The following is a 26875-nucleotide window of genomic DNA, read 5'->3' as shown; positions in this document are numbered from 1 at the left end:
CTTAACTGACGAGCGCATCCGGCTTGCCCTTGCTGCGCGGCCGTACCTCGACCATCTTGCCCCAGACGATCAGCCGGTACTTGCTGGTGAACTCCGGCGTGCACGTCGTCAGGGTGATGTAGCGGCCGGGCCCGGTGAAGCCCGACCCGGTGGGAACGGGGTTGATGACGGTGGTGTTGCTCGGCGACGTCACCGGCAGCATCGACGTCATCTTGTAGACGTAGTAGGTGTCCTGGGTCTCGACCACCACCTCGTCGCCCGCCTGGAGCCGGTTGATGTACCGGAACGGCTCACCGTGCGTGTTGCGGTGGCCGGCGAGCGCGAAGTTGCCCGTCTTCGCGTCGGGCATCGCCGTCTTGAGCGGGCTCTCGCCGTAGTGGCCGACCATGCCCTTGTCGAGCACCTTCTTGTTGCTGACGCCCTCCGCGATCGGCACGACGACGTCCAGCTCGGGGATGTGCAGGATGGCGAAGCCCTGCCCCGGCGAGAACGTGCCCGGCGCCCGCTTCCCGCTCGCCCAGTCCTGCTGGAGGCTGCTGGCCTCCTTGCCCGCCTCGGCGTGGGCCCGCACGTTCGTCCACCACAGCTGGTAGGTGACGAACAGCAGCATCAGCACACCGGTCGTGATGAACACCTCGCCGATCGCCCGGCTGGCGACCACGGCCGGGCCGGCCTTGCGCGCCCGCGCCTGCTTGCGCGCCTCGACCCGGGACAGGGGTGCGCGGGATCCGGAGCCGCCCGACGGCGTACGGGTCTCGGGTGCCCCGCCGCCATGACGCCCACCACGGCGCTTGGCGGCCTTTCTGCGGGCCGCGCGGCCTCCCGGGGTGGCTGGAGTGGCGGACGGGGCCGCTGAGGCCTCAGAAGCCGATACAGGGCCACCGGCCCCCAGGTACGACGGGTCGGGCAGCCGCAACGCGACGGTCTCGTCGTCGAGGGGGCGTCCGTACGACGCGCCGTCGTACCGGTCCCCGAGCGCGGTCACGCCGTGGCCCTGCCCACCACCGGGGCGAGCCCCGCCGACCTCGCCACGGCACCCGCGTAGCCGCACTCGACCAGCCAGTTGGCCAGCATCCGGTGGCCGTGCTCGGTCAGCACCGACTCGGGGTGGAACTGCACGCCCTCGACCGGGAGTTCCCGGTGGCGCAGTCCCATGATGATGCCGTCGTGCGTGCGGGCCGTGACCTCCAGCTCGTCCGGCACCGTCGCCGGCTCCGCGGCCAGCGAGTGGTAGCGGGTCGCGGTGAAGGGGGACGGCAGCCCGGCGAAGACGCCCTTGCCGCTGTGCTCCACCGGCGAGGTCTTGCCGTGGAGCAGTTCCGGCGCGCGGTCCACCACGCCGCCGTACGCCACCTGCATGGACTGCATGCCCAGACAGACCCCGAAGACCGGGACACCGGTGGCGGCGCAGTGGCGCACCATCTCGATGCAGACCCCGGCCTCCTCGGGCGTGCCCGGTCCGGGGGACAGCAGCACCCCGTCGAAGCCGTCCTGCGCGTGCGCGGTCGACACCTCGTCGTTGCGCAGGACCTCGCACTCGGCGCCCAGCTGGTACAGGTACTGGACCAGGTTGAAGACGAAGCTGTCGTAGTTGTCGACGACGAGAATGCGCGCGCTCACTGGTTGTCCACCGTCACATCGTTGAAGGGCAGCAGCGGTTCGGCCCACGGGAAGACGTACTGGAAGAGGACGTAGACCACGGCCAGAACCAGCACGATCGAGATCAGCGCCTTGACCCAGGCGTTTCCCGGCAGCTGCCGCCAGATCCAGCCGTACATGCCGTCCCTTCCCCTCGTACCACGGCACCAGACTCACGCCGCACGGCACCAGACTAACGGCGCAGCGCCTCGGGTTCGCCTGCCTCCACGGGCTGTGTGGAGTCCAGGTGCGCCCACACGATCAGCCGGTGACTGTGCCCCCACTCGGGATCGCACGTGGTCAACGTCAGATAGCGGCCCGCCCTCGTATACCCGGACTTACGTGGCACAGGGGCGATCACCTCAACGTCCGTGGGCACGGTTTTGTAGGGCCCTTTGTCGATCCGGTACGTGAACCAGGTCGTCCCGTCCGTCAGCACCACCGCGTCCCCCCGGCGCAGCCGCGGAAAGTCCTTGAACGGATCACCGTACGTACGCCGGTGCCCGGCCACGGAGAAGTTGCCCGTCTGCCCCAGCCGCGCGGTGCCCGCGTAGTGGCCCAGGCCCTTCTTCAGGGTGGCGGTGGCGGTGCCCTCCAGGACCGGCTTGTTCCACGTGAAACCGAGCCGGGGGATGTACATGATCGCGAAGGGCCTGCCGCTGCGGTACGCCGTCGGCGCCGGGGCGGGGGAGGCGGCGGCACCGGGGGCCGCCGACGGCCGGGCGCTCCCGTGCGCCCACTCCTGCCGCAACCGGTCGATCTGGTGGTCCATGACCCGGTCGGCCTTCACCCCGGTCCAGAACAGCACGTAGACGACGAAGAGCACGATCACCGTGCCCACGGTGATGCAGAGCTCGCTGACGGTCCTGACGATCACACGCACCGACACAGGACCCCCCGGCGGCCGCCCTACTCCACGTGCTTCTACCCCACAGGCTTCGCGTAGTGCAGATCCACTGTGCCCGAGTAGCCGGGCAGAGTCACCGTGCCGTTCTCGGTGACTTTCCAGCCGAGCCCGTAGACGTTGACGTACACCATGTAGTTCTGGATCGCCGGGGCCTCCGCGAGGGCCTTCTGGAGCTTCTCCGGGTCGCCGACCGCCGTGATCTTGTACGGCGGCGAGTAGACCCGGCCCTGGAGGATCAGGGTGTTGCCGACGCAGCGCACGGCGCTGGTGGAGATAAGCCGCTGGTCCATGACCTTGATGCCCTTGGCGCCGCCCGCCCACAGGGCGTTCACCACGGCCTGGAGGTCCTGCTGGTGGATGACCAGATAGTCGGGCTGCGGCTCGGGGTAGCCGGGAAGCTTGGCCGTCGCGTCCGGCGGGGCGTCGTTGAGGGTGACCGTGATGGCCTCCCCCTTGAGCTTCTGGGTCCCCGCCCGCTTCTCCAGGGCCGTGACCTTCGCGTCCTCCGCGGCGGTGCTGCCGTCGTCGCCCGCGGCGAGGGACTCGACGTCGTTGCGCAGGGTCGCGTTGGACTCGTCCAGCTGGCCGTTCTTGCGGCTGCGCTCCTGGATGAGGTCGGAGAGCTTCAGCAGCGAGGTGTCCGTACGGATGTTGGTGCCCTTGGCCGTGTTGAAGCTGGTGAAGAAGAGCAGCCCGGCCAGCGCGAAGACGGCCACCGTGAGCACCCGCACGGGCCGGAGACCGACCCGGCGGTGGACAGGACTGGATTCGGTCCCGGGAGAGTCGGCAGAATTGCTCAACGTACCCTTATCTCCTTCGACGCCACGGAAGCACTACGCTAACGGACGCCCGGGGGAGCGCTAAGAGTCCCCTTGTACGCTGCCCCGAGCCAGCCACAGTTCCCTGCGCGGCCACGCAGCGCATCGACAGGAGAGACCCTCGTGCCGAAGTCACGTATCCGCAAGAAGGCCGACTACACGCCGCCCCCGGCGAAGCAGGCGACCACCATCAACCTCAACAGCCGTGCCTGGGTCGCGCCGGTCATGCTGGCCATGTTCCTCATCGGCCTCGCCTGGATCGTCGTCTTCTACGTGTCCGACGGCTCTCTGCCCATCGACAAGCTGGACAACTGGAACATCGTGGTCGGTTTCGGCTTCATCGCGGCGGGATTCGGCGTCTCCACCCAGTGGAAGTAGGGCCGTCCGGGGCTCTGCCCACGGCTATCCGCTGAGTTATCCACAGCCGTTTTCCACAGTGGGGAAAAGAACGACGATCTGTGGATAACCCATCGGGGGATGACGTCGGCGTGACGGGATCCCTCATCGTCGAAAGCTTGTTCGCCCCCTGCCTGACCTGCGGAAACACGGGTCGGTGACAGGGGGCACAGCTGTTCCCGCACGATGTGCACAAGATCCGCCACACGCTGTGGACAACCATCCGCTCAGGTGAGCTGGAACGTCCTCAACAGCGTCACGCCCACGATGACGGCCAACGCCAGCGCACAGCTGCCGTACTGCACCAGAGCACGGCGCCGGCGGGGCGCGTGGACCATGGCGAAGCCGATGGCGACACCGGCGACGAGACCGCCGATGTGCGCCTGCCAGGCGATGTTCATGCCTGATCCGAAGGTGAAGACGAGGTTGATCACCAGCAGGGCGATCACGGGACGCATGTCGTAGTTGAGCCGGCGCATGAGCACCGCCATCGCGCCGAAGAGACCGTAGATCGCGCCGGAGGCTCCGAGCGAGGGCTGGTTCGGCGCGGCGATCAGATAGCAGAGCGCGCTGCCGGCCAGCCCGGAGACGAAGTAGAGCGCGAGGTAGCGGACCCGGCCGAGGGCCGCCTCCAGGGGGCCGCCGATCCACCACAGGCTGAGCATGTTGAACAGGATGTGGATATAGCTGCCGTGCAGGAACATCGAGGTGAGCAGCCGGTACCACTGGCCCTGGGCGACGCCCTCGACGGAGTGCAGCAGCGGGACGTAGGCCTGCCCGAGGAGCTCGAACCGTTCGCTGAAGCGGTCTCCGACGATCTGCTGGACCAGGAAGAGAGCCAGGTTGACGCCGATCAGCACCTTGGTGGCGAGCCGCGGATCGGCGGCGACGGCGCCGCCCGCGAGGGTGCGGGGCCGGGCCGCGGCCGGGCCGGCGCCGGATTCACGGGCGCAGTCGGGGCACTGGAAGCCGACCGAGGCGTTGACCATGCACTCGGGACAGATCGGGCGCTCGCAGCGGGTACAGCGGATTCCGGTCTCACGGTCCGGGTGCCGGTAGCAACCGGGCAGACTCTGGGCGTCCTGCCGACTGCCGCGAGCCTGGTCCATGACATCCCCTAGGTCGTCGTCTGCAATGCCTTGCCCCGCCCATCCTTACGGACGAGCGGGGCATAAGGTTCCCTGCCTCGACGTGCGGACGGCGGCGCGTCGGGCGCGTGGCCGCCTCGGCGTCAGCTCTGACGGGTCTCGACGACGACCGACTCGATGACGACCTCGTTGACCGGGCGGTCGGTGCGCGGGTTGGTCTGGGTGGACGCGATGGAGTCGACGACCTTCTGGCTCGCCGCGCCGGTGACCTCGCCGAAGATGGTGTGCTTGCGGTTCAGCCAGGCCGTCGGGGAGACGGTGATGAAGAACTGCGAGCCGTTGGTGCCCGGGCCGGCGTTGGCCATGGCCAGCAGATAGGGCTTCGAGAACTGGAGCTCCGGGTGGAACTCGTCCTCGAACTGGTAACCGGGGCCGCCGGTGCCGTTGCCCAGCGGGTCACCGCCCTGGATCATGAAGCCGCTGATCACCCGGTGGAAGACCGTGCCGTCGTAGAGCCTGGCCGTGGACTTCTCGCCCGTCTCGGGGTTGGTCCACTCACGCTCGCCCTGGGCGAGCTCGACGAAGTTCTTGACCGTCTTGGGCGTGTGGTGCGGGAAGAGCCGAACCTCGATGTCGCCATGGTTGGTCTTCAAAGTGGCGTAGAGCTGCTCGGCCACGGTCTGCCTTCCGTTGTCTTCCTGTGACTGTCCGAATCCTCGCACGGCCCGGGCGACACGGCGCCCGACGACCCCTTCCGGGCGGATATCCGGGTACTTGCTTGCGGAAAACGAGGCCAGTACTCCCACGACACGGGCACTCGGCGACGATCCGTGGCATTGTCGACGACAAGCTCACGTTCTCCGCATTCATCCGCTATTGCGCTTGATCACCAACCGAGACGCTCTCGAACGGAAGTGATCATAAGTCGGACGGTATGACCCGTATGACCGTCCGCGCATGACCCGGCGCCCGTTGACAGGCATGATCCGTAAAAGCGTGGAAAGTCGAATTACCGTACGCCACCGAGGAGGAGGAACCCGTGACCCGCATCGACAGCGTGCGCGCCGCGACCGGAACGGCGAAGGACAGCGTGCTGCACGCCGCGGAAGTTGTGGCGCCCTACGCCGACACGGCCAAGGAGAAGGCCGCGTACTACGCATCCGAGGCCCGCGTACGGCTCGCGCCCAAGGTGTCGCAGGCCGCGGAGCAGGCCCGCGTCCAGTACGACGCCCACCTGGCGCCCCGGCTGGAACAGGCCCTCTCCCATGTGCCGCCCAAGGTCGACCAGGCCGCACAGGAGGCGGCGACCCGCACCCGCGAGGTCGCCCGGCAGGCCGCCGACTACTCCCGCCCGAAGATCGAGCAGGCGGTGGCGGCGGCCGGTCCCGTCAAGGACGAGGCGGCCGCCCGCAGCCTCGCCGCGCTGGCCGCGTTGCGCGGTCAGGTGACCCCGAAGGAGATCCAGCAGCTCGCCCGCAAGCACAAGCGGCGGGCGAAGGCCGGGCGGGCCGTGAAGGTGATGGCCGGTCTGACCGCGCTGGCAGCCTGCGCCTTCGCCGCATGGAAGTGGTGGGACAGGCAGGCCAACCCGGAGTGGCTCGTCGAACCGCCGGCCGCGACGGAAGTGCCCGAGTCGAATCGGCTGGCGTCGGTGGACGGCAGCCAGTCCGCGCTCGATCCCGAGGTACAGGCCAAGGAGGCCGAGGAAGAGGCGGCGGACCGCGAGGACCGCGGCTGACGTCGGCCGAGTAACGCCGAGGGGCGGAGAACCTGGCGGTTCTCCGCCCCTCGGCGATGTTTCACGTGGAACCACGGAGGCGTGTTTTGCGGTGACGTTTGCAACGCACCGACCCTCCACAATCCCCACACGTTTCCTTGACGCAACGCACCCGTCCGGTCACGCGGCCGCGCGGAAGCCGTTTCACACAAGGCCGCCGTGTCGGAGAAGGTCCGCCACGCCTCCCTGACCAGCCCCTTCGGGACGGTCCGCCGACGCCACTCTCCGCGCATATTTGCGCAAAGAACTGCAACGCCCCGGACCCCTCCCCGAACCATTCGAGTGACACACCTCACGGAACACGCAAAAGACCGGCCGGACACCTGCGAGGTGTCCGGCCGGTCCGTTCCGTGGAGCCTAGGGGAGTCGAACCCCTGACATCTGCCATGCAAAGACAGCGCTCTACCAACTGAGCTAAGGCCCCGGAAGCAAGGCGTCCGACCGGAGAAACCAGATCCCGGTGGGCGCCGCAGACCAGAGTACCGGGTCATCCCGAGTATCTCGCAAAAAGTTGGGGGGTCCCCGTGGGCGACCACTCTCCGTAAGATGCTCGACGTGGTTCGCTACAGCGAACCGCGGTTCTTGGGGAAGCGATGGGGAGACGCAATGGACGCCGCACAGCAGGAAGCGACCGCGAGAGCGCGGGAACTGCAGCGGAACTGGTACGGGGAGCCGCTGGGGGCGCTCTTCCGTAAGCTCATAGAAGACCTGGGCCTCAACCAGGCCCGTCTGGCGGGGGTGCTGGGCCTGTCCGCACCGATGCTGTCCCAGCTGATGAGCGGTCAGCGGGCGAAGATCGGCAATCCGGCCGTGGTACAGCGGGTCCAGCTGCTCCAGGAACTCGCGGGGCAGGTCGCGGACGGCAGCGTCAGCGCCGCCGAGGCCACCGAGCGGATGGACGAGATCAAGAGGTCACAGGGGGGCTCGGTGCTCAGCAACAACGCACAGGCGACCAGCAGTTCCGGTGCGCCCACGGTCAAGCGGGTGGTCCGGGAGATCCAGTCGCTGCTGCGGTCGGTGGCCGCCGCCGGCGACATCATCGAGGCCGCGGACACCCTCGCCCCGACCCACCCGGAGCTGGCAGAGTTCCTCCGGGTCTACGGCGCCGGCCGCACCTCGGACGCGGTGACGCACTACCAGTCCCACCAGAGCTGACGCCGACGGCCCGGTGACCGAAGGGGGTTCGGGGACCGGGCCGATGCCCTGAGGGGGCAGGCGGAAGCCGTCGCGCCCACCGTGGGAGGAGTCGTCGCCCCTGCCGCGGGGGAGGGCAAGAGGGAACGCCTCAGGGGGAGGAGCAGCGCACAGCCATGGGTGAGGTCTTCGCCGGCCGGTACGAACTGGCCGACCCGATCGGACGCGGCGGGGTCGGTGCCGTCTGGCGCGCCTGGGACCACCGCCGACGCCGCTACGTGGCCGCCAAGGTCCTCCAGCAGAGCGACGCGCACTCGCTGCTGCGCTTCGTGCGTGAGCAGGCGATGCGCATCGACCATCCCCATGTGCTCGCGCCCGCCAGCTGGGCCGCCGACGACGACAAGGTCCTGTTCACCATGGACCTGGTCGCGGGTGGTTCGCTGGTCCACCTGATCGGCGACTACGGCCCGCTGCCGCCGGCGTTCGTCTGCACCCTGATCGACCAGCTCCTGGCCGGACTGGCCGCGGTGCACACGGAAGGCGTCGTGCACCGCGACATCAAACCCGCCAACGTGCTGCTCGAAGCCACCGGGACGGGCCGTCCCCGGCTGCGGCTGTCCGACTTCGGCATCGCGATGCGGCTCGGTGAGCCCCGTCTGACGGAGACCAACCTCGTGGTGGGGACACCCGGTTACCTCGCGCCCGAGCAGTTGATGGGCGCGGAACCGGACTTCGCGGCCGACCTCTTCGCCGTCGGGCTGGTCGCGCTGTATCTGCTGGAGGGTGCCAAGCCCGACGCCAAGGCGCTGGTGCAGTACTTCGCGGCGCACGGGACGCCGGGAGCGCCCGAGGGCATCCCCGAGCCGCTCTGGCAGGTCGTGGCGATGCTGTTGCAGCCGGACCCGCAGGCCCGGTTCCGTACGGCCACGGGAGCGCGCAAGGCGCTCGGGGCAGCCGCCGAACTGCTGCCGAAGCCCGGCATCGACGACGAACTGATCGAGATCTTCGACCAACTCGGTCCGCTCCCCGCCGGGTTCGGGCCCGACGGGCCCCACGGGCCACCACCGTCCCCCGGACCCCGGCCGCCGCGGGCCGCCTCCGCCGCTCTGGCGGACCCGGGCACCACCCCCGACGCCGGCCACACCCCGGACACCCCCGCCGCTCCGGACGGGAACACCGCCACCGGTCCGGCGGCCGGCCCTCCGGCCAGTGGGCACGGCACCGGCACCACGCTCCGCGCGGCAGGCCCCGGCACCGCCCCCACCGACCCCCGCCTGAGTCCGAGCCCCCCGTCCCCCTCCCCGGCCCCGTCTCCTTCCGCGGCTTCACCGGCTCCCGCTCCGGCCCCGGAACACTCCGCCGCGTCCCGGTCCGCCCACGCGGCCGCCCCGGCGCCGTCCCGCCCCGCGTCCATGTCCGACACCGGCAGCTTCCACCTTCCGCCGCCCGGGACGCCCGTCCCCGAAGTCCCCGCGCCCCGGCACCCCGTGCCCGCCGCCCCCCACGAGCCCACGTACGCCCCGCCCGCGCCCCCGCTCCCGGCCGCCCACCCGCAGCCGGGCCACGCCGACGCCTCCACCGCCTCGTACACCGCCGAGGTCCCGCGGACGCCGACGGCGGCCCGGGAGACCGCACGCCACCGTGCCCGGCGCCGCCCCGGCCCGCCCGCCCGGGTGACCGTCCCGCTGCTGCTGCTCGCGCTGGCCTGCTACGCCGTGGGGTTCTGGGCGCTGGCCCGCGTCTGAGCGTCCCTGCGGCGCGCTGCCGCCGTCCACACCCCGAGACCCAGCAGCAGCACACTGCCCGTGCCGATCCCGCCCGCGGCCAGCGCCGTCATCGCGGTGCTGCGGACCGCGCCGCCGTCCGCGGCCGCCCGGTCCCCCTCCGTGACCTCGAAAACGCCCTGTGGCGCGGACCGGCCCGCGTATCCGGGCCCGGCCTCCCCCGCGCCGTCGACCCGCACCCGCAGCGTCAGCCCGAACGGCCCGGTGCCGAACCGGTCGGCCACCTGCGCGGCGAGATGCACCACCAGATAGTAGGAACCGGCGAAGCGCACCGCGCCGACCGCGTCGGTGGGGTCGTAGCGGTTGACGTAGCGGACCGGTGGCACGGGGGCGAGCGCGGCCGACTTCTGCCTGCCGTCGTAGCTGACGCCCACGTCCTCGACCTGTGCTCGCACCGGGTTGTACAGCGACAGCACCAGCGCTCCCACGGCGTAGCCGCTGCCGCCGCTCGCGCTGCCCAGGTCGGCGGTGGCGTGGAGCTGCCGCCCCCAGTCGACGGGCACCTTGTAGAAGAGCGTCTGTCCGGGCACGATGTCGGCCCGCCAGACCCCCTGCCCGACCGCGGTCGCCGAGCCGAAGCCCGCGCCGCCCTGCCGCTCGCGCGGCTCGTCCGCGAGCGGAGCGGGGGAGGCGGAGTTCCAGACGTCGGGCGCACGCGTCGCGCCGGCCTCCTCCGGCCGGGGTTCCGAGAACACGGCGAGCTCCAGGTCCCAGTCCCCCGGCGCGGTGTCCGTCGTACCGAGCCGCTCCACGACCAGGTAGTACGTGCCCGACTGCCGGCACAGGGCCTTGGCCGGGGACACCTCCCGCGCGCCCCACGCAGTGACGGGCCGCGGACTGCGGGCGGCTCCGAAGGTCGCCGAGTCGTACGAGCAGGCGTGACCGTCGGAGTCCTGCACGGAGACCCTGATCCCGTCCACGGCGCCGATCGAGGCGTCCGGGGCGGGCACGGCGGTGGCGGAGGCGTACACGCTCGACGTGGTGTCGAGTTCCAGGCGGTAGTAGACCTTGCCGCTCCCGGCGAGGGTGCTCCGGTAGGTCTCCCCGGGATCCAGGCGCCCGGCGTCCGCGGTCCCGGCCGCGCCGACGACCCTCCGATCGCCGTCGGCGAAGGCGTACCCGGGAGCCGCCGAGGACGCCGCGGAGGCGGCGGACGTGCGGGGGGCGGCCGCCGCGCCCGGTACGGCCGCGACGGAGCACAGAACCGCTGCCGCGGCGACCGCGCGCGCCCGCGGTCGCCTCCGCCGGACCCCGGCGTGTCCCCACGCCCTCGTACGCCGTCCCCACACGCGCCCCACCACGCGCCCCCTCGCCGCTGCCGGACCGGAACGTCGCCCATCCTGCCCCGCCGCGAGGTGGACCACCCGGCAAATCCGTACGAGCGTCCGAAACCGGAGGCCACGGACAACGCAAAACCCCGACCGCAGGGGCGGTCGGGGTCTGTTCAGAATCCGGTGTCGGTACTCACGAACCCGTGGGCACGGAGTCAGTCGCCTCCGTCCACAGATCCTGCTCGGCGCGATCCGCCTGGATCTGGCGGTACACGAGGAGCCCGCCGATGGCGGCCAGTGCGACCAGGAGAAGCTTCTTCACCGCGCGACCTCGTCTTTCCTTGACGTAGGGGACCTCTGGCGCCCGACTATACACACCGGCCGATATCGATCAGTGACCTGCACCGGGGCCCCCAACTGCGGCCCGGGACAGCGCAGTACGAGCGGCTCGAACCGCTCCGACCAGCACGGCCGCCGGAGAGTGAGCACCCCTCCACGCACAGCGACTTCTACCGCGTCCTGCCCGTCCGCTCCCCCTCTTCCAATTTTCGGCCTCCCTTGCGCCCATCCGTGTGGTGCTGATCCGAAGATCGACGCGCCGCGGGCGTCGGTCCACCACTTCGCGACCGACATACACATCATGAACAAAGTACGCAAATCGACCGACCCGAATGTGAGGGGCCATGGGCCGCAACCAGGTCATGAAGCTCTGGACCGTCATCGTCACCGCCTTCCTCGCGCTGTGCACGGCGCTCGGACTCGTCACGACGACCGCCACGACGGCGGTAGCCCGGACCGAGCCGATCCGCAAGAGCAACAGCAACGCCCTGGGAACGACGGTGCCGGCCCCGGCCCCCTGGCTCCTGTCCCTCGACCGGACCCTGCCTCCCACGATGAAACAGCGCATCCGCGCCGAGGCCCACGGCAAGTCCCCCGGCTGCCGCAACCGCTCCGCGGCGGACACCGAGGCGGCCGCCCCGCCGGTCCGGTCCCTCTGTGAAGGCTCCGACGCCCCGGACGAACCGCCCACGCCCCTCCAGCAGTGACAGCGCGGCCGGCGAACCCCTCCACGGCGCCGACGACCGGACACGAAGGCCCTCGACCTGATTCAGGTCGAGGGCCTCTCTGTCAGCCGGACAGGCCCTGACGGCGCGGGATCAGCTCCCGCAGATCGGCGAAGAGACGCTCGTGGGCGGCCGCCGCGGCCGGGTCGGTGAGGTCCATCCCCTGGATGAAGCCGTGCACGAGCCCGGGTTCGACCCGGTGCCGGACCGGCACACCGGCCCGCGCGAGCCGGTGGGCGTAGGCGTCGCCCTCGTCACGCAGCGCGTCGTGCTCGGCGGTGACGATCAGGGCGCCGGGCAGTCCTGACAGGTCGTCGGCGTGCAGCGGGGAGGCGGCCCGGCGCCGGGCGGGGTCCGGGACGAACTGCTCGACGAAGAGGGCGAGCTCGTCCGCGTCCGGGCCGTGTCCGGTGCCCTTCTCGGCGATGGACGGCTGACGGAGCAACAGATCGGTGTTCGGACAGAACAGCGCCTGCAACGCGGGCAGCGGCCCGCCCTCGTCGCGCAGCACCAGACATGCCGCGGTGGCGAGGAAGCCGCCGGCGCTGTCACCGGCCACCGCGTCGGGCCGCACGGCGCGCAGCACCGCGACGGCGTCCCGTACGGCGGCCGGGTGGGGGTGCTCGGGGGCCAGCCGGTAGTCGACCGCGAGGACGTCCAGGTCGCACGCCCGGGCGATACGACGGCAGGTGCGGTCGTGGGTGTCGAGGTCGCCGAAGACGAACCCGCCGCCGTGCAGGTACACCAGCAACGGGCGCGGCCCGTCGCCGGGACGGTAGCGGCGGACGGGCACGGCTCCGGCGTCCGTGGTGACGAAGGCGTCCTCCACCCGGGGAAGTTCGGGACCCCGTGGACGGACGGCACGCCGCTCGTACGCCGCGGCGCGCAGGCGCACGACCAGATCGGGCACGCGGACGACCGGGTCGGGCAGGCCAGGCAGGTCGGGCAGTGAGGCCGACGGCTCGGGCGAGGAGTTCACGACTCGACCGCCTCCCCGTCCCCCGCGCCGGCCAGGGCCCTGGCCGCGGCACCTCCACCACCGCGCAGGCGACAGCCCCCGAAGAGCGCCGGGCCCACCGCGAACACGAGCAGGACCAGGGCCTGCGGCACCCCGGTCAGCGCGTAGATCACCAGGACGACGACCGCATAGATCACCGCCGGGACCAGTACGGACAGACCCGAGATCCCCCGCAGCGTCCGTACCCGCCACCACGGCACCCTCCGGACGTCCGCCTCCCGGCGGGCGCGCCCCTTCGGTCCGGGCGGCGCTGCCTGGCGCCGCGCCCCGGCCGTCAGCGTCGCGTACGTGAGCGCCCCGGATCCCGGCGCCAGGTTCCCCTCATCGTCGTACGACATCGATGTCCACCCCTCCCGCGGGCCCCACCCCGCTCCCCAAGTCCCCATCTGGCAAAGGGACTTTAGACTTCCGCCGGTCCGCGTCCGGTCCGCGTCCCCCCATGACCTCCCGCACGGCCGGCCGTCACGGGACGCCACGGCCGTCCGGTCGGACCAGGCGGCGCGGTGCGGCCCCCTCAGCTGCCCACCAGACGCCTCGGGGGGCCCGCACCGCGCCGCGGGCCTTCGGACTCTCACCGGCCCCCTCAGCCGCTCCTGTGGAGGCACCGGCCGGCCGGGCGGCGGATGTCGACCGCCGACGCAAAAGACCCCCGGCCCAAATGGACCGGGGGTCTTTTCGCTGGTGGGGCTAACAGGATTTGAACCTGTGGCCTCATCCTTATCAGGGATGCGCTCTAACCAACTGAGCTATAGCCCCGCCGCGCTTTGCGGTGTGTGTCCCGCGCGCTGACTCCTGAAGATTAGCGCACGACCTGCGCAGTCCCAAAATCGGTTGTCGCCGGGGCGTCGGCGAGCCTGTCCGCAGGGCTCATTCGTCCTCGGCCAGCGTCAGCTCGACGCCGCCCACGAAGCCCGCCGAGAGGTTGTAGATGAACGCGCCGAGGGTCGCGAGAGCCGTCGCGAGGATGACGTCGATCACCGCGATGATCGTCGTGAACATCAGGACGTTCGGCAGCGACAGGAACGACTGGAGGTCGAAGCCGTTCGACTCGTTCGAGCCGGTGGCCTCGGAGATGGTGCCGCCGACGGTCGAGAAGACGCCCATCGCGTCCATGACCATCCACAGCACGGCCGACGCGACGATCGTGCAGAGGCCCAGGGCGATGGAGAGCAGGAAGCTGACCTTCATCACCGACCACGGGTCGGCCTTGGCGACCCGCAGGCGGGCCTTGCGCACCCGTGGCGTCGTACGGGCGCCGGTACGCGGCCTGCGCACCGCGGACGCCGGGGCGGCGGGCGCGGGCGTCTGATAGGCCTGCGGCGGGTGGTAGGGCCCGGCAGGCTGCTGGGGCTGGCGCTCCCCCGGCAGCGGTGAGCCGGCGTGCACGCCGGGCTGGCCGGGCGGCTGCGCCGGGGCGGCCGGGGCGGCCGGGCCCGATCCAGCCGTCTGCTGGGCCTGCGGGCCTCGGGTGTCCGTCACAGTTCCCCCCTGGGATCCATGAGTGTCAGTCGAGTGCGAGTCTGTCGCATTCGTGGCGGAGCCACGTCCGCCGCCGTCCGTTTCCGTACCGATCGAGGTACCAGACGGTCCGGCGCCTGTGGCTCCGCTCACGATGACTCACTCCTCGTGCTACTCGGCCGAGGGCTCCGCGCCCTCGTCCGTGCCGATGACCGTGACGTCCTCGGCGGCCTCGTCCACGGCGCCGTCGCCGTCGACCTCCTCCGCCTCGCGTCCCGCCTCGGCGTTACGTGCGATACCTACGACGGCATCGCGCTTGCCCAGGTTGATCAGTTGGACGCCCATGGTGTCACGGCCTGTCTCCCTGACCTCGCTGACTCGCGTGCGAATCACACCACCGGACAGCGTGATGGCGAGGATCTCGTCGCTCTCCTCGACAATCAGCGCCCCGACGAGTGATCCACGGTCCTCGACGATCTTGGCGGCCTTGATGCCGAGGCCGCCGCGACCCTGGACGCGGTACTCGTCGACAGCGGTCCGCTTCGCGTATCCGCCGTCGGTGGCAGTGAACACGAACGTACCCGGTCGAACAACATTCATCGAGAGCAGCTCGTCGCCCTCGCGGAAACTCATGCCCTTGACGCCCGAGGTGGCACGGCCCATGGGCCGCAGAGTGTCGTCCGAGGCGGTGAACCTGATCGACTGGGCCTTCTTGCTGATCAACAGGAGATCATCGTCGGCCGAGACAAGTTCGGCTCCGATCAGTTCGTCGTCGGATCCGTCCTCCCGCTCGCGCAGGTTGATGGCGATGACACCACCGGAGCGCGGCGAATCGTAATCCTTCAGCGGGGTCTTCTTGACCAGACCGGCCTTCGTGGCCAGCACCAGGTACGGCACCGCCTCGTAGTCACGGATCGCGAGGATCTCGGCGATCGCCTCGTCCGGCTGGAAGGCCAGCAGGTTCGCCACGTGCTGGCCGCGCGCGTCCCGGCCGGCGTCGGGCAGCTCGTACGCCTTCGCACGGTAGACGCGGCCCTTGTTGGTGAAGAACAGCAGCCAGTGGTGCGTGGTCGACACGAAGAAGTGGTCGACGATGTCGTCTTCCTTGAGCTTCGCGCCGCGTACGCCCTTGCCGCCGCGCTTCTGCGCCCGGTAGTCGTCCGCCTTGGTGCGCTTGACGTAGCCACCGCGCGTGACGGTGACGACGATGTCCTCCTCGGCGATGAGGTCCTCGATGGACATGTCGCCGTCGTAGGGCACCAGCATGGTCTTGCGGTCGTCGCCGAACTTCTCGACGATCGCGGCCAGCTCCTCGCTGACGATGGCCCGCTGGCGGACCGGGGAGGCCAGGATCGCGTTGTACTCGGTGATCTTCGCCTGGAGCTCGTCGTGCTCCTGGACGATCTTCTGACGCTCCAGGGCGGCCAGCCGGCGCAGCTGCATCTCGAGGATGGCGTTGGCCTGGATCTCGTCGATCTCCAGGAGCTCCATCAGGCCCCCGCGCGCGATCTCGACGGTGTCGCTGCGCCGGATCAGCGCGATGACCTCGTCGATGGCGTCCAGGGCCTTCAGCAGGCCGCGCAGGATGTGCGCCCGCTCCTCGGCCTTGCGCAGCCGGAAGCGCGTACGGCGGACGATGACCTCGATCTGGTGCGTCACCCAGTGGCGGATGAACGCGTCCAGGGAGAGCGTGCGCGGCACGCCGTCGACGAGCGCCAGCATGTTGGCGCCGAAGTTCGACTGCAGGTCCGTGTGCTTGTAGAGGTTGTTCAGCACCACCTTGGCGACCGCGTCCCGCTTCAGGACGATGACCAGCCGCTGACCGGTACGGGACGAGGTCTCGTCGCGCACGTCGGCGATGCCGCCGATCTTGCCGTCCTTCACCAGGTCGGCGATCTTCTGCGCGAGGTTGTCGGGGTTGGTCTGGTAGGGCAGCTCCGTGACCACCAGGCACTGGCGGTTCTGGATCTCCTCGACCTCGACGACCGCGCGCATGGTGATCGAGCCGCGGCCCGTGCGGTAGGCCTCCTCGATGCCCTTGCGGCCCACCACGAGGGCGCCGGTCGGGAAGTCCGGGCCCTTGATGCGCTCGATGAGCGCGTCCAGCAGCTCCTCGTGCGAGGCGTCGGGGTTCTCCAGGCACCACTGGGCGCCGGCCGCGACCTCGCGCAGGTTGTGCGGCGGGATGTTGGTGGCCATGCCGACCGCGATGCCCGCCGAGCCGTTGATCAGCAGGTTCGGGAAGCGGGCGGGCAGGACGGTCGGCTCCTGGGAGCGGCCGTCGTAGTTGTCCGTGAAGTCGACGGTCTCCTCGTCGATGTCACGGACCATCTCCATCGACAGCGGCGCGAGCTTGCACTCGGTGTACCGCATCGCCGCCGCCGGGTCGTTGCCCGGGGAGCCGAAGTTGCCGTTGGAGTCCACCAGCGGCATCCGCATCGACCACGGCTGCGCGAGGCGGACCAGCGCGTCGTAGATCGAGGAGTCGCCGTGCGGGTGGTAGTTGCCCATGACGTCGCCGACGACGCGGGCGCACTTGTAGAAGCCGCGCTCGGGCCGGTAGCCGCCGTCGTACATCGCGTACAGCACGCGCCGGTGGACGGGCTTGAGGCCGTCCCGGACGTCGGGCAGGGCACGCGAGACGATGACGGACATCGCGTAGTCGAGGTAGGAGCGCTGCATCTCCGTCTCGAGCCCGACGGGCTCGACACGAAGGACGGTCTCGCCGCCCTCTTCAGGGGTGGCAGGCGTGTTCTCGTCGGTCATTGCTGGTGAGGATCCTTCCTGATGCGGTCAGCTGAGACCGACTCAGATGTCGAGGAAGCGGACGTCCTTGGCGTTGCGCTGGATGAACTGGCGCCGGGCCTCGACGTCCTCGCCCATCAGGACCGAGAACAGGTCGTCGGCCTGGGCCGCGTCGTCCAGGGTGACCTGGCCGAGGACGCGGTGCTCCTGGTCCATCGTGGTGATGCGCAGCTCCTCGGCGTTCATCTCGCCGAGACCCTTGAAGCGCTGGATCGAGTCCTCCCGGACCCGCTTGCCGCGCTGCCGGCCGAGCTCGATCAGCGCGTCGCGCTCCCGGTCCGAGTACGCGTACTCCGCGTCGTCCCGGCCCCACTTGATCTTGTAGAGCGGGGGGCGGGAGAGGAACACGTGGCCCGCCTCGACCAGCGGCCGCATGAAGCGGAACAGGAAGGTCAGCAGCAGGGTGTTGATGTGCTGGCCGTCGACGTCGGCGTCCGCCATCAGGATGATCTTGTGATAGCGGAGCTTGGAGATGTCGAAGTCCTCGTGCACACCGGTGCCGAAGGCGGAGATCAGCGCCTGGATCTCCTGGTTCTGCAGGATCTTGTCGATCCTGGCCTTCTCCACGTTGAGGATCTTGCCGCGGATCGGGAGGATCGCCTGGTACTGCGGGTTGCGGCCGGACTTGGCCGAGCCGCCGGCGGAGTCACCCTCGACGATGAAGATCTCGCACTTGGTGGGGTCGTTCGACTGGCAGTCGGAGAGCTTGCCCGGCAGCGACGCCGACTCCAGCAGGCCCTTGCGGCGGGTGAGGTCGCGCGCCTTGCGGGCCGCCACGCGCGCGGTGGCCGCCTGGATGCCCTTGCGGACGATGTCCGCGGCCTCCACCGGGTTGCGGTCCAGCCAGTCGGCGAGGTGCTCGTAGACCGCCTTCTGGACGAAGGTCTTCGCCTCGGTGTTGCCCAGCTTGGTCTTGGTCTGGCCCTCGAACTGCGGCTCGCTGAGCTTCACCGAGATGATCGCCGTCAGACCCTCGCGGATGTCGTCGCCCGTGAGGTTGTCGTCCTTGTCGCGCAGCAGCTTCTTGTCGCGCGCGTACTTGTTGATCAGGTTGGTGAGCGCCGCGCGGAAGCCCTCTTCGTGCGTACCGCCCTCGTGGGTGTGGATGATGTTGGCGAAGGAGTACACGCCCTCGCTGTAACCGCTGTTCCACTGCATCGCGACCTCGAGGGACAGGCTCTTGTCCCTGTCCTCGGCCTCCAGGTCGATGACCGACGGGTGCACCGGCTCCCCCTTGCGGGAGTTGAGGTACTTCACGAAGTCGACGATGCCGCCCTCGTAGTGGTACGTGACGGTCTTGACCTCGCTCTTCTCGTCCGCACCCGCCTCGTCCGCCCCGGCCGTGGCCTTCGCCGACTCGCGCTCGTCGGTGAGCTTGATCGTCAGGCCCTTGTTGAGGAACGCCATCTCCTGGAAGCGCCGCGAGAGCGTCTCGAAGGAGTACTCGGTGGTCTCGAAGATGTCCGCGTCGGCCCAGAAGGTGACCGAGGTGCCGGTCGACTCGATGGCCTCGTGCTTGACCAGCGGCGCCGTGGGGACGCCCATCTTGTAGTCCTGCGTCCAGCGGTGGCCGTCCGTCCTGACCTCGACGGAGACCTTGCTGGACAGGGCGTTCACCACCGAGACGCCCACGCCGTGCAGACCGCCGGAGACCGCGTAGCCGCCGCCGCCGAACTTGCCGCCCGCGTGCAGCACGGTCAGCACGACCTCCAGGGCCGGCTTGCCCTCGGAGGCGACGATGCCCACCGGGATGCCGCGACCGTTGTCGATCACGCGGACACCGCCGTCGGCGAGGATCGTCACGTCGATCGTGTCCGCGTGCCCGGCCAGCGCCTCGTCGACGGAGTTGTCGACGACCTCGTACACGAGGTGGTGCAGACCGCGCTCACCGGTGGAGCCGATGTACATACCGGGTCGCTTGCGGACCGCGTCCAGACCCTCGAGGACGGTGATGGCGCTGGCGTCGTACGAGGCGGTCACCTCGCCGCCCGAGGGGGTGGCCACGTCGTTCGTGCCTTCGTCGGTGGACGGGATGTTCTCGTCGGTGTTGCCGGAATCGGCCACGAAGCGCCCTTTCTGGCACAGCACGAGCCAGGCTCGTCGGCAGGTTGCCGGAGCGGCTGCGGCATGTTGCGTTGGTAAGCCTTGATCAGCGTTGCTCAGCTTCTCCCGGGCGGTCCCCACGTTTGGGGCGGGATCTGCTTCCAGTCTACCGGTTGCGCCGACAGTGATGGGGGTTTGCCGGTACCTGAGTCCGCATGTGCCGCCCTGAACCGGGCTCTTCCGGGTCCCGATATACGGAAGGGGGCTCCAAGAGGCTCACAGCGGCACTCAGCGCTTTGAGGTGTCAACCCGTTGCTACTCAAGGGTCGGATCAGAATTCGCAACCGTGTGCGGTCGTACGACGAAAGCACCGTGTACCCGCATCACGTGAGGTAAGTCACTCTCGCGCAACCCCCGGCCGGCCCTGAATCGGCCCCGGATCGGGCTCGCGGCGGCGCGGAACGGCCCCGGGGCGGTCCCGCGGAGCCCTCAGGCAAGCCGGCGGCGGCCCGTCCCACCGGGCACGGGCCGACCCGCGATCACTCCCGGCTCATCCGTAGGTGTCACCGGGGCCGGTGCTGCCCGGAGCGCGCAGCGGACCGTACCGGCGGACGGGGGCGGTGGGCCCGTACACCTTGATCAGCTTCACCGCTCCGTGTCCGAGGTCCTCGTTCAGCCGGGCCACCAGCGTCGGGGCGAGCAGGCGGAGGTTCGTCGCCCAGGCCGTGGAGTCGCAGCGCACCACCAGCACCCGCTCGTCCTCGTCGTACTTCTCCGGAACGCAGTGCTTGGCCACGTCCGCGCCGACGATCTCCGGCCAGCGACCCATCACCCCGCCCACCGCGGCGGGTGTCTCCCAGCCGCGCTCGGTGAGCAGCCGGCTGATCGCGGAGCCGAGCGCCATCGGGTCACGGCCGTCGGCGCGTGCCCCGGAACGCAGACCGCCGCCCCGGCGCGCCTGCCTCTTCTGCTGCGCCGCGTCCCCGCGCGCGCGTGCCTGCTCGCGGGCCGCCCGCAGCGCCACCCGCGCGAGGTCCACACCCGAGGGCTCGGGCGTCTTCCCGGATATCTGCCCGGAGTCCTTCTCGCGGGCCGGTTCCTGGCCGCTCACAGCCGCTCGACCGTCCCGTCGGCCACGGCGTACCGCGCGCCCGCCAGCACATGGGGGACGTCGTCGTCGACCGCGGCCGTCACCAGGACCTGCTCACCGGTGGCGACCAGCTCGGCCAGCCGCTCCCGGCGACGGGCGTCGAGCTCGGCGAAGACGTCGTCGAGGATCAGCACGGGCTCGTTCCCCTCGGCCCGCAGCAGCTCGTACGACGCCAGTCGCAGCGCCAGCGCGTAGGACCAGGACTCGCCGTGCGAGGCGTAGCCCTTGGCGGGGAGCTGCCCGAGCTTGAGCAGCAGATCGTCGCGCTGCGGCCCCACCAGGGTGACGCCCCGCTCGATCTCCTGCTTGCGGGCCTCGGCCAGGGCGGCCATCAGCTGGTCGTTGAGCTCCTCACGGCTGTGGCCGGTGATCCCGGCCGCGGACGGCCGGTACTCCAGGACGACCGGCCCGCCGCCGGGGGCCAGCTGCTCGTACGCCTTGTCGGCGAGCGGCTGGAGCGCGGCGACCAGGTCGAGACGCCGGGCGAGCAGTTCCGCGCCCGTGCGCGCGAGGTGCTGGTCCCACACGTCGAGCGTGGACATGTCCATGGAGCGGCCGCCGTGGCGGCGAGCGAGCGCGGCCGACTTCAGGAGGGTGTTGCGCTGCTTGAGGACCCGCTCGTAGTCGGCGCGCACGCCGGCCATCCGCGGGGAGCGCGCGGTGATCAGCTCGTCGAGGAAGCGGCGCCGCTCGCCGGGGTCGCCCTTGACCAGTGCGAGATCCTCGGGGGCGAACAGCACGGTCCGTACGATGCCCAGCACGTCACGCGGCCTGACCTGCGACGACCTGTTGATACGGGCGCGGTTGGCCTTGCCCGGGTTGAGCTCCAGCTCGACCAGTTGCTGCCGTTCGCCCTGCCTGACCTGGGCCCGGACGATCGCGCGGTCGGCGCCCATCCGGACCAGCGGCGCGTCGGAGGAGACGCGGTGGCTGCCCAGGGTGGCCAGATAGCCGACGGCCTCGACGAGGTTCGTCTTTCCCTGGCCGTTGGGGCCGACGAAGGCGGTGACGCCCGGGTCGAGCGGAACCTCGGCCCGGGCGTACGAGCGGAAGTCGGCCAGCGACAGATGCGTGACGTGCATGGTCGTGTACCGACCTCCCCCAGATCCTTCGGGTAGCGGATTACTTCTTCTCGACCGCGTGGCCGCCGAACTGGTTGCGCAGGGCGGCGATCATCTTCATCTGCGGCGAGTCCTCCTGGCGGGAGGCGAACCGGGCGAACAGCGAGGCCGTGATCGCGGGCAGCGGCACGGCGTTGTCGATGGCGGCTTCCACGGTCCACCGGCCCTCGCCGGAGTCCTGTGCGTAACCCTTCAGCTCGTCCAGGTGCTCGTCCTCTTCGAGGGCGTTCACCGCGAGGTCGAGCAGCCAGGACCGGATGACCGTGCCGTCCTGCCAGGAGCGGAAGACCTCGCGCACGTCCGTGACGGAGTCGACCTTCTCCAGCAGCTCCCAGCCCTCGGCGTAAGCCTGCATCATGGCGTACTCGATGCCGTTGTGGACCATCTTCGCGAAGTGACCCGCGCCGACCTTGCCCGCGTGCACCGCGCCGAACGAACCCTCGGGCTTGAGGGCGTCGAAGACGGGCTGCACCTTGGCGACGTCGTCGGCGTCACCGCCGTACATCAGCGCGTAGCCGTTCTCCAGGCCCCAGACACCGCCGGAGACACCGCAGTCGACGAAGCCGATGCCCTTGGCCGCCAACTCCCGCGCGTGCTGCTCGTCGTCGGTCCAGCGGGAGTTCCCGCCGTCCACGACGATGTCACCGGGCTCCAGCAGCTCGCCCAGTTCGTCGATCGTGGCCTGGGTCGCGGCACCGGCCGGGACCATCACCCAGACCACCCTCGGGCCGCTGAGCTTGCCCACAAGCTCTTCCAGGCTGTGGACGTCGGCGAGGTCCTGGTTGCGGTCGTATCCGATGACGGTGTGACCTGCGCGGCGGATCCGCTCGCGCATGTTGCCGCCCATCTTGCCGAGGCCGACGAGACCGAGCTCCATCAGTTGTTCCTTAGGTTGCTGTGTGGCGAGGGCACTTTCGTACCTGTGTCCGACCCTAAACCCGGACGCTCACGCACACCTGTGGGCATACCCGCTCATACGTACGCCCTCACCTGTGGCTTCGTCCGCGGGCCGGTTGTCCACCGGGCCCGCGGACGCTGTGGACAACCGTCAGCCGCTCAGCCGCACCGGCATGATCAGGTACTTGTAGGCGATGTCCGCCTCGGCGTCCACCGACGGCTTGCCGCTGAGCAGCGCGGGCTTGGTGGACGTCGTGAAGGACAGCTGCGCCACCGGGGAGTCGATCGCGCTCAGGCCGTCCAGCAGGAACGTCGGGTTGAAGGCGATGGAGATGTCGTCGCCCTCGAGCTGGGCGTCGACCCTTTCCACAGCCTGTGCGTCGTCGCTGGAGCCGGCCTCCAGGATGAGCACGCCCTGCTCGAAGCTGAGCCGCACCGGGGTGTTGCGCTCGGCCACCAGGGCGACGCGCTTGACGGCCTCCACGAAGGGGGCGGTCTCGATCACGGCCACGCTGTTGAACTCCGTCGGGAACAGCGTGCGGTACTTCGGGAGATCGCCCTCCAGGAGCCGGGTGGTCGTACGACGGCCGGCGCCCTCGAAACCGATCAGACCCTCGCCGGCACCCGAGCCGGACAGCGCCAGGATGACGCTGTCGCCGCTCGTGAGGGCCTTGGCGGTGTCCAGGAGCGTCTTGGCGGGCACCAGGGCCACCGCGGACGCGTCGGGGTTCTCCGGCTTCCACAGGAACTCGCGGACCGCGAAGCGGTAGCGGTCGGTGGAGGCCAGCGTGACGGTGTCGCCCTCGATCTCGATGCGCACACCGGTCAGGACGGGCAGCGTGTCGTCACGGCCGGCCGCGATGGCGACCTGCTGCACGGCGGAGGCGAAGACCTCGCCGGGGACGGTGCCCGTCGCGTTCGGCATCTGGGGAAGTGCCGGGTACTCCTCCACAGGCAGGGTGTGGAGGGTGAACCGGGAGGAGCCGCAGACCACCGTCGCCCGTACACCGTCTGTGGAAATCTCCACCGGACGGTTGGGGAGGGCGCGGCAGATGTCGGCGAGCAGCCGGCCGGAGACGAGGACCGTGCCCTCCTCCTCGACCTCGGCCTCCACCGACACGCGTGCGGAGACCTCGTAGTCGAAGCCGGACAGGCTGAGCTGGCCTTCCTCGGCCTTCAGCAGGAGGCCGGCGAGGACCGGCGCCGGCGGACGGGCCGGGAGGCTGCGCGCCGCCCAGGCCACTGCCTCCGCGAGTACGTCGCGTTCCACCCGGATCTTCACCGTTGCCGCCTCCTGCTGTTGCCGGCGCTTCTCGCTCTGCCTGGCCTTCGTCGTCTGTCTCGGTGCCGTCGGTCCCCGTGGCGGGGAGGGCCACCGGGGAACAGTCTGACGCACGGCACTGACAGTAGGTGCCTATCGAGGTCAAGTCGTGACGAGGGGCAGCCGGGCACCGAGGAGCGAGTTGTGCACAGGACCCCCTTCGAAGCTGATTTCTCGCTCTCTCTAGTCGGGAGTAGTAGTAGGGGCTGTGGATACCGTGGATAACCCCGTTTTCGCAGCTCAGAGGCGATTTTTTATCCACCGGTCCTGTGGGTGACGGCCGTGGACAACTCGGGGTTTCTGTGGAGAACAGAAAGTTCTGCACACACCGTGCACAGCCGGGGGCCACTTCTCCCCAGCGTCGTCCCCAGCTTTACCCGCCTTTCCCACAGCCCAACCCGGCACCTTCGTGTGACGCCTTTCACTCGACCCAGTGAGCAGGGGCTACGGGTTGCCGAACAGTGGACAGCCTTGTGGAGAAGCCGGGGATCACTGGGGACAAGCAGCCCCAGCCTGTGGGTTGTCGGTGGACAACCTCGTGCACAGCTTGTGGACCGGCAGGTTGTCCACAGTCTGTGGAGATCCTTCGTCCACGAATCCACAACCACCTGACCTGGTCTGATGCTCCTTCAACCGGGCCGCCTGTGGAAACCGTCTGGACAACTTCCCGGTCCCCAGGATGTGGACGGAAAAAAGTCGCCCAATCTGTGGAGAGTGGCCGTAACCCCGCAAGTAATCGAACAGTCGATGGCGTGCCGACGACCGGCCCGCTCCCCGAAGCGGGGGTCGTACGGCCGATGCGACGGGCCCGCGGCCGGCTCGGCGGGTCCACGGACCCGGTCCAACGGGCTCACGGACCCGGTCCGACGGCCCCGTGAGCGGCTCGGCGGGTCCGTCGGACCCGGCTCAACAGGCCCACGGACCCGGTTCGGTGGGCCCGTTGAGCAGACGCCCGGGAACGGCGGAGGGGGCCGCTCGCACGGCAGGGAACGGCCGAGGGCGCCCCCGGGATCTGCTCCCGGGGGCGCCCTCGGCGCGTCGTCGGCGGCCCTCACGGCCCGTCCTGTCAGCCGCTCGCTCAGCCGTTCTTGATGCGGTTGGTCAGCTCCGTCACCTGGTTGTAGATGGAGCGCCGCTCGGCCATCAGATTGCGGATCTTGCGATCGGCGTGCATCACCGTCGTGTGGTCACGGCCGCCGAACAGCGCCCCGATCTTCGGCAGGGAGAGATCCGTCAGCTCGCGGCACAGGTACATGGCGATCTGCCGGGCCGTCACCAGCGCGCGGCCGCGCGAGGTGCCGCACAGGTCCTCCACCGTCAGCCCGAAGTAGTCGGCGGTGGCGCCCATGATGGCCGTCGAGGTGATCTCGGGAGCCGAGTCCTCGCCGCCGGGGATGAGGTCCTTGAGGACGATCTCCGTCAGACCCAGGTCCACCGGCTGCCGGTTGAGCGAGGCGAAAGCCGTCACCCGGATCAGCGCGCCCTCCAGCTCACGGATGTTGCGCGAGATCCGCGAGGCGATGAACTCCAGCACCTCCGGCGGGGCGTTGAGCTGCTCCTGGACCGCCTTCTTGCGCAGGATCGCGATCCGCGTCTCCAGCTCGGGCGGCTGGACGTCGGTGATCAGACCCCACTCGAAACGGTTTCGCAGCCGGTCCTCCAGGGTCACCAGCTGCTTGGGCGGCCGGTCGCTGGAGAGCACGATCTGCTTGTTGGCGTTGTGGAGCGTGTTGAAGGTGTGGAAGAACTCCTCCTGCGTCGACTCCTTGTCCGCGAGGAACTGGATGTCGTCGACGAGCAGGATGTCCATCTCGCGGTAGCGCTTGCGGAAGCTGTCGCCCTTGCCGTCGCGGATGGAGTTGATGAACTCGTTGGTGAACTCCTCGGAGCTCACGTACCGCACGCGGGTGCCGGGGTACAGGCTGCGCGCGTAGTGTCCGATCGCGTGCAGCAGGTGTGTCTTGCCGAGGCCCGACTCCCCGTAGATGAACAGGGGGTTGTAGGCCTTCGCGGGCGCCTCGGCGACGGCCACGGCGGCCGCGTGGGCGAACCGGTTCGAGGCGCCGATGACGAAGGTGTCGAAGAGGTACTTCGGGTTCAGCCGCGCGGTGGGCTCACCGGGCCCGGCCGCCGGCGCGGGCTTCGCCGCCAGCGGGCCGGGCGCGCCGGCGGCGGGCAGGCCGGAGCCGACCGGGCCGCCGCGGTGCGCAGGGCCGGAACCGGCGGGCGGCTCGGGCAGGTCGCGGCGGGCGGCGTCGCGCTGGTCGTAGTCCGGGCGTGACGACTCGTAGTCGGAGCGCTGCTGGTCGTAGGACGGCCGGTCCATGGGCTGGGGGCGGTAGTCCGACGGAGGGCCGTAGGAGTCCTGCCCTGTGGAGCCATAGGAGTCCTGGGAGGGCGGGCCGTAGGAGTCCGGGCCCGTGGAGCCGTAGGAGTCCTGGGAGGGCGGGCCGTAGGAGTCCGGGCCCGTGGAGCCGTAGGAGTCCTGCGGGGCGCCGTAGGCGTCACGCGAGGGCGAGGCGTACGGGTCGCGCTCCGGGAAGCCGAGACGCTGCTGGTGCCAGCTGTACTCGTCCTGCGCCGGGCGCGGCCAGGCGCCGGGCTCGGGGCGCTGGTACTCGGACGGGTAGGCCGGACGGGCGGTGGGCATCTGCTCACCGCGCTGGTGGGAACGCTGGTCGCCCTGCGCGGGGGCGGACGGCTCGGCGCGATGGCGGCCGTATCCCTCGTACTGACCGGAGGAGGACTCGGGGTCCTCGTAGCGCGAGGGCGACGGAGCGGGGGGCGCCGGCGGGGCCGGGGGCTCGCCGGCGGAGTCGTCGACGGTGATCGCGATCCGGATGGGACGGCCGCACTCGCGGCTCAGGCTCTCGCTGACAATGGGGGCGAGGCGTCCTTCGAGAACGTTCTTGGCGAACTCGTTCGGTACGGCGAGCAGGGCCGTGTCCGCGACCAGCGCGAGCGGCTGACAGCGCCGGATCCAGTGCTCGTCCTTGACCTCGACGCCCTGCCCGCGACCCTCGCCGAGAAGTTGTTCGAGTACGCGTGGCCACACTGCGGCAAGATCGGCAGGTACGTCAGCCACGGGGCACGCTTTCTCACGGGGTCCCACGCGGGTGTGTTTGCGGGACGGATCGGGATTTCAAATCGGGCGGGGCAGGGGTCAAGGGGAACGAATCGGAGGT

General features: G+C 70.1%; 23 protein-coding genes, 2 tRNA genes and 1 pseudogene. 5 read left to right on the top strand and 21 right to left on the bottom strand.

All coding sequences use genetic code 11. The features are described from left to right. Position 1: 1 nt before the first annotated feature. From ACZ60B_RS03580 to ACZ60B_RS03560, 5 genes and pseudogenes are all read right to left on the bottom strand, one after another. Positions 2–1051: a class E sortase gene (locus ACZ60B_RS03580; RefSeq protein WP_469383829.1), complete on the bottom strand. Its 1050-nt coding sequence runs from the start codon at positions 1049–1051 to the stop codon at positions 2–4. Beyond that, positions 982–1620, bottom strand: coding sequence for an aminodeoxychorismate/anthranilate synthase component II (locus ACZ60B_RS03575; protein ID WP_469383828.1), 639 nt, complete (start codon positions 1618–1620; stop codon positions 982–984). Before ACZ60B_RS03575 ends, ACZ60B_RS03580 begins: the two co-directional genes overlap by 70 nt. Beyond that, positions 1617–1827: pseudogene (locus ACZ60B_RS03570) on the bottom strand (hypothetical protein). The gene ACZ60B_RS03575 and the pseudogene ACZ60B_RS03570 overlap by 4 nt, the downstream one beginning before the upstream one ends. Positions 1828–1831: 4 nt before the next feature. Continuing rightward, positions 1832–2521, bottom strand: a complete 690-nt coding sequence (locus ACZ60B_RS03565; RefSeq protein ID WP_469383827.1) for a class E sortase — start codon at positions 2519–2521, stop codon at positions 1832–1834. Positions 2522–2562: 41 nt separating this feature from the next. Further along, on the bottom strand, positions 2563–3345 hold the full coding sequence (locus ACZ60B_RS03560) for a DUF881 domain-containing protein (RefSeq protein WP_469383825.1): 783 nt from the start codon (positions 3343–3345) through the stop codon (positions 2563–2565). Between the two features lie 141 nt (positions 3346–3486). Here ACZ60B_RS03560 and crgA point away from each other — a divergent pair, with 141 nt between their 5' ends. Further along, positions 3487–3741, top strand: coding sequence for a cell division protein CrgA (gene crgA, locus ACZ60B_RS03555; RefSeq protein ID WP_469383823.1), 255 nt, complete (start codon positions 3487–3489; stop codon positions 3739–3741). Positions 3742–3986: 245 nt separating this feature from the next. On the opposite strand, the gene ACZ60B_RS03550 is transcribed toward crgA, so the two are convergent. Both ACZ60B_RS03550 and ACZ60B_RS03545 read right to left on the bottom strand, forming a co-directional pair. Then, on the bottom strand, positions 3987–4868 hold the full coding sequence (locus ACZ60B_RS03550; RefSeq protein ID WP_469383822.1) for a rhomboid family intramembrane serine protease: 882 nt from the start codon (positions 4866–4868) through the stop codon (positions 3987–3989). A 122-nt stretch (positions 4869–4990) separates the two neighbouring features. Then, the gene (locus tag ACZ60B_RS03545; protein ID WP_469383821.1) at positions 4991–5524 is read right to left on the bottom strand and encodes a peptidylprolyl isomerase; all 534 of its coding nucleotides are present in this window, start codon (positions 5522–5524) and stop codon (positions 4991–4993) included. A gap of 362 nt (positions 5525–5886) precedes the next feature. Here ACZ60B_RS03545 and ACZ60B_RS03540 point away from each other — a divergent pair, with 362 nt between their 5' ends. Further along, a complete protein-coding gene (locus ACZ60B_RS03540) occupies positions 5887–6585 on the top strand; it encodes a DUF5324 family protein (protein WP_469383819.1) in 699 nt (232 codons plus the stop codon). A gap of 390 nt (positions 6586–6975) precedes the next feature. Here the strand turns inward: ACZ60B_RS03540 and ACZ60B_RS03535 are convergent. After that, positions 6976–7048, bottom strand: a tRNA-Ala gene (locus ACZ60B_RS03535). A gap of 182 nt (positions 7049–7230) precedes the next feature. Between ACZ60B_RS03535 and ACZ60B_RS03530 the strand changes: the two genes are divergently transcribed. After that, complete coding sequence (locus tag ACZ60B_RS03530) at positions 7231–7779, top strand: helix-turn-helix domain-containing protein (protein ID WP_469383818.1); 549 nt, start codon at positions 7231–7233, stop codon at positions 7777–7779. Between the two features lie 155 nt (positions 7780–7934). Then, entirely contained in the window at positions 7935–9503 is a 1569-nt protein-coding gene (locus ACZ60B_RS03525) for a serine/threonine-protein kinase (RefSeq protein ID WP_469383817.1), read from the top strand. On the opposite strand, the gene ACZ60B_RS03520 is transcribed toward ACZ60B_RS03525, so the two are convergent. Then, a complete protein-coding gene (locus tag ACZ60B_RS03520) occupies positions 9467–10843 on the bottom strand; it encodes a hypothetical protein (protein WP_469383816.1) in 1377 nt (458 codons plus the stop codon). The genes ACZ60B_RS03525 and ACZ60B_RS03520 overlap by 37 nt on opposite strands. A 163-nt stretch (positions 10844–11006) precedes the next feature. Then, positions 11007–11135, bottom strand: a complete 129-nt coding sequence (locus ACZ60B_RS03515; RefSeq protein WP_003999697.1) for a DLW-39 family protein — start codon at positions 11133–11135, stop codon at positions 11007–11009. A gap of 361 nt (positions 11136–11496) precedes the next feature. Here ACZ60B_RS03515 and ACZ60B_RS03510 point away from each other — a divergent pair, with 361 nt between their 5' ends. Beyond that, a complete protein-coding gene (locus ACZ60B_RS03510; RefSeq protein ID WP_469383815.1) occupies positions 11497–11859 on the top strand; it encodes a DUF6344 domain-containing protein in 363 nt (120 codons plus the stop codon). Positions 11860–11941: 82 nt separating this feature from the next. Here ACZ60B_RS03510 and ACZ60B_RS03505 read toward each other — a convergent pair whose 3' ends face one another. The 11 genes from ACZ60B_RS03505 to dnaA form a co-directional block, all read right to left on the bottom strand. Then, on the bottom strand, positions 11942–12856 hold the full coding sequence (locus ACZ60B_RS03505; protein ID WP_469383813.1) for an alpha/beta hydrolase: 915 nt from the start codon (positions 12854–12856) through the stop codon (positions 11942–11944). After that, the gene (locus ACZ60B_RS03500; RefSeq protein WP_469383812.1) at positions 12853–13233 is read right to left on the bottom strand and encodes a hypothetical protein; all 381 of its coding nucleotides are present in this window, start codon (positions 13231–13233) and stop codon (positions 12853–12855) included. Before ACZ60B_RS03500 ends, ACZ60B_RS03505 begins: the two co-directional genes overlap by 4 nt. Positions 13234–13574: 341 nt before the next feature. Next, positions 13575–13651, bottom strand: a tRNA-Ile gene (locus ACZ60B_RS03495). Between the two features lie 111 nt (positions 13652–13762). Then, complete coding sequence (locus ACZ60B_RS03490) at positions 13763–14506, bottom strand: DUF3566 domain-containing protein (RefSeq protein WP_469383810.1); 744 nt, start codon at positions 14504–14506, stop codon at positions 13763–13765. An 18-nt stretch (positions 14507–14524) separates the two neighbouring features. Next, complete coding sequence (gene gyrA, locus ACZ60B_RS03485) at positions 14525–17119, bottom strand: DNA gyrase subunit A (protein WP_469383809.1); 2595 nt, start codon at positions 17117–17119, stop codon at positions 14525–14527. A 42-nt stretch (positions 17120–17161) separates the two neighbouring features. Beyond that, entirely contained in the window at positions 17162–19246 is a 2085-nt protein-coding gene (gene gyrB, locus ACZ60B_RS03480) for a DNA topoisomerase (ATP-hydrolyzing) subunit B (RefSeq protein WP_469383808.1), read from the bottom strand. Between the two features lie 505 nt (positions 19247–19751). Further along, a complete protein-coding gene (locus ACZ60B_RS03475) occupies positions 19752–20312 on the bottom strand; it encodes a DciA family protein (RefSeq protein WP_469383806.1) in 561 nt (186 codons plus the stop codon). Further along, positions 20309–21433 carry a DNA replication/repair protein RecF gene (gene recF, locus ACZ60B_RS03470; protein WP_469383805.1) on the bottom strand — a complete coding sequence of 375 codons (1125 nt, stop codon included), beginning with the start codon at positions 21431–21433 and terminating at the stop codon, positions 20309–20311. Before recF ends, ACZ60B_RS03475 begins: the two co-directional genes overlap by 4 nt. A gap of 40 nt (positions 21434–21473) precedes the next feature. Beyond that, positions 21474–22349: a phosphogluconate dehydrogenase (NAD(+)-dependent, decarboxylating) gene (gene gnd, locus ACZ60B_RS03465; RefSeq protein ID WP_469383804.1), complete on the bottom strand. Its 876-nt coding sequence runs from the start codon at positions 22347–22349 to the stop codon at positions 21474–21476. Between the two features lie 171 nt (positions 22350–22520). Beyond that, the gene (gene dnaN / locus ACZ60B_RS03460; protein WP_469383803.1) at positions 22521–23651 is read right to left on the bottom strand and encodes a DNA polymerase III subunit beta; all 1131 of its coding nucleotides are present in this window, start codon (positions 23649–23651) and stop codon (positions 22521–22523) included. A gap of 1117 nt (positions 23652–24768) precedes the next feature. Further along, complete coding sequence (gene dnaA, locus ACZ60B_RS03455; protein WP_469383802.1) at positions 24769–26775, bottom strand: chromosomal replication initiator protein DnaA; 2007 nt, start codon at positions 26773–26775, stop codon at positions 24769–24771. Positions 26776–26875: the final 100 nt, after the last annotated feature.

The sequence above is a fragment of the Streptomyces sp. NPDC104096 genome, from assembly GCF_055584385.1.
The sequence above is the reverse complement of the archived record's forward strand: the minus strand, read 5'-3'. Positions and strand labels throughout refer to the sequence as shown.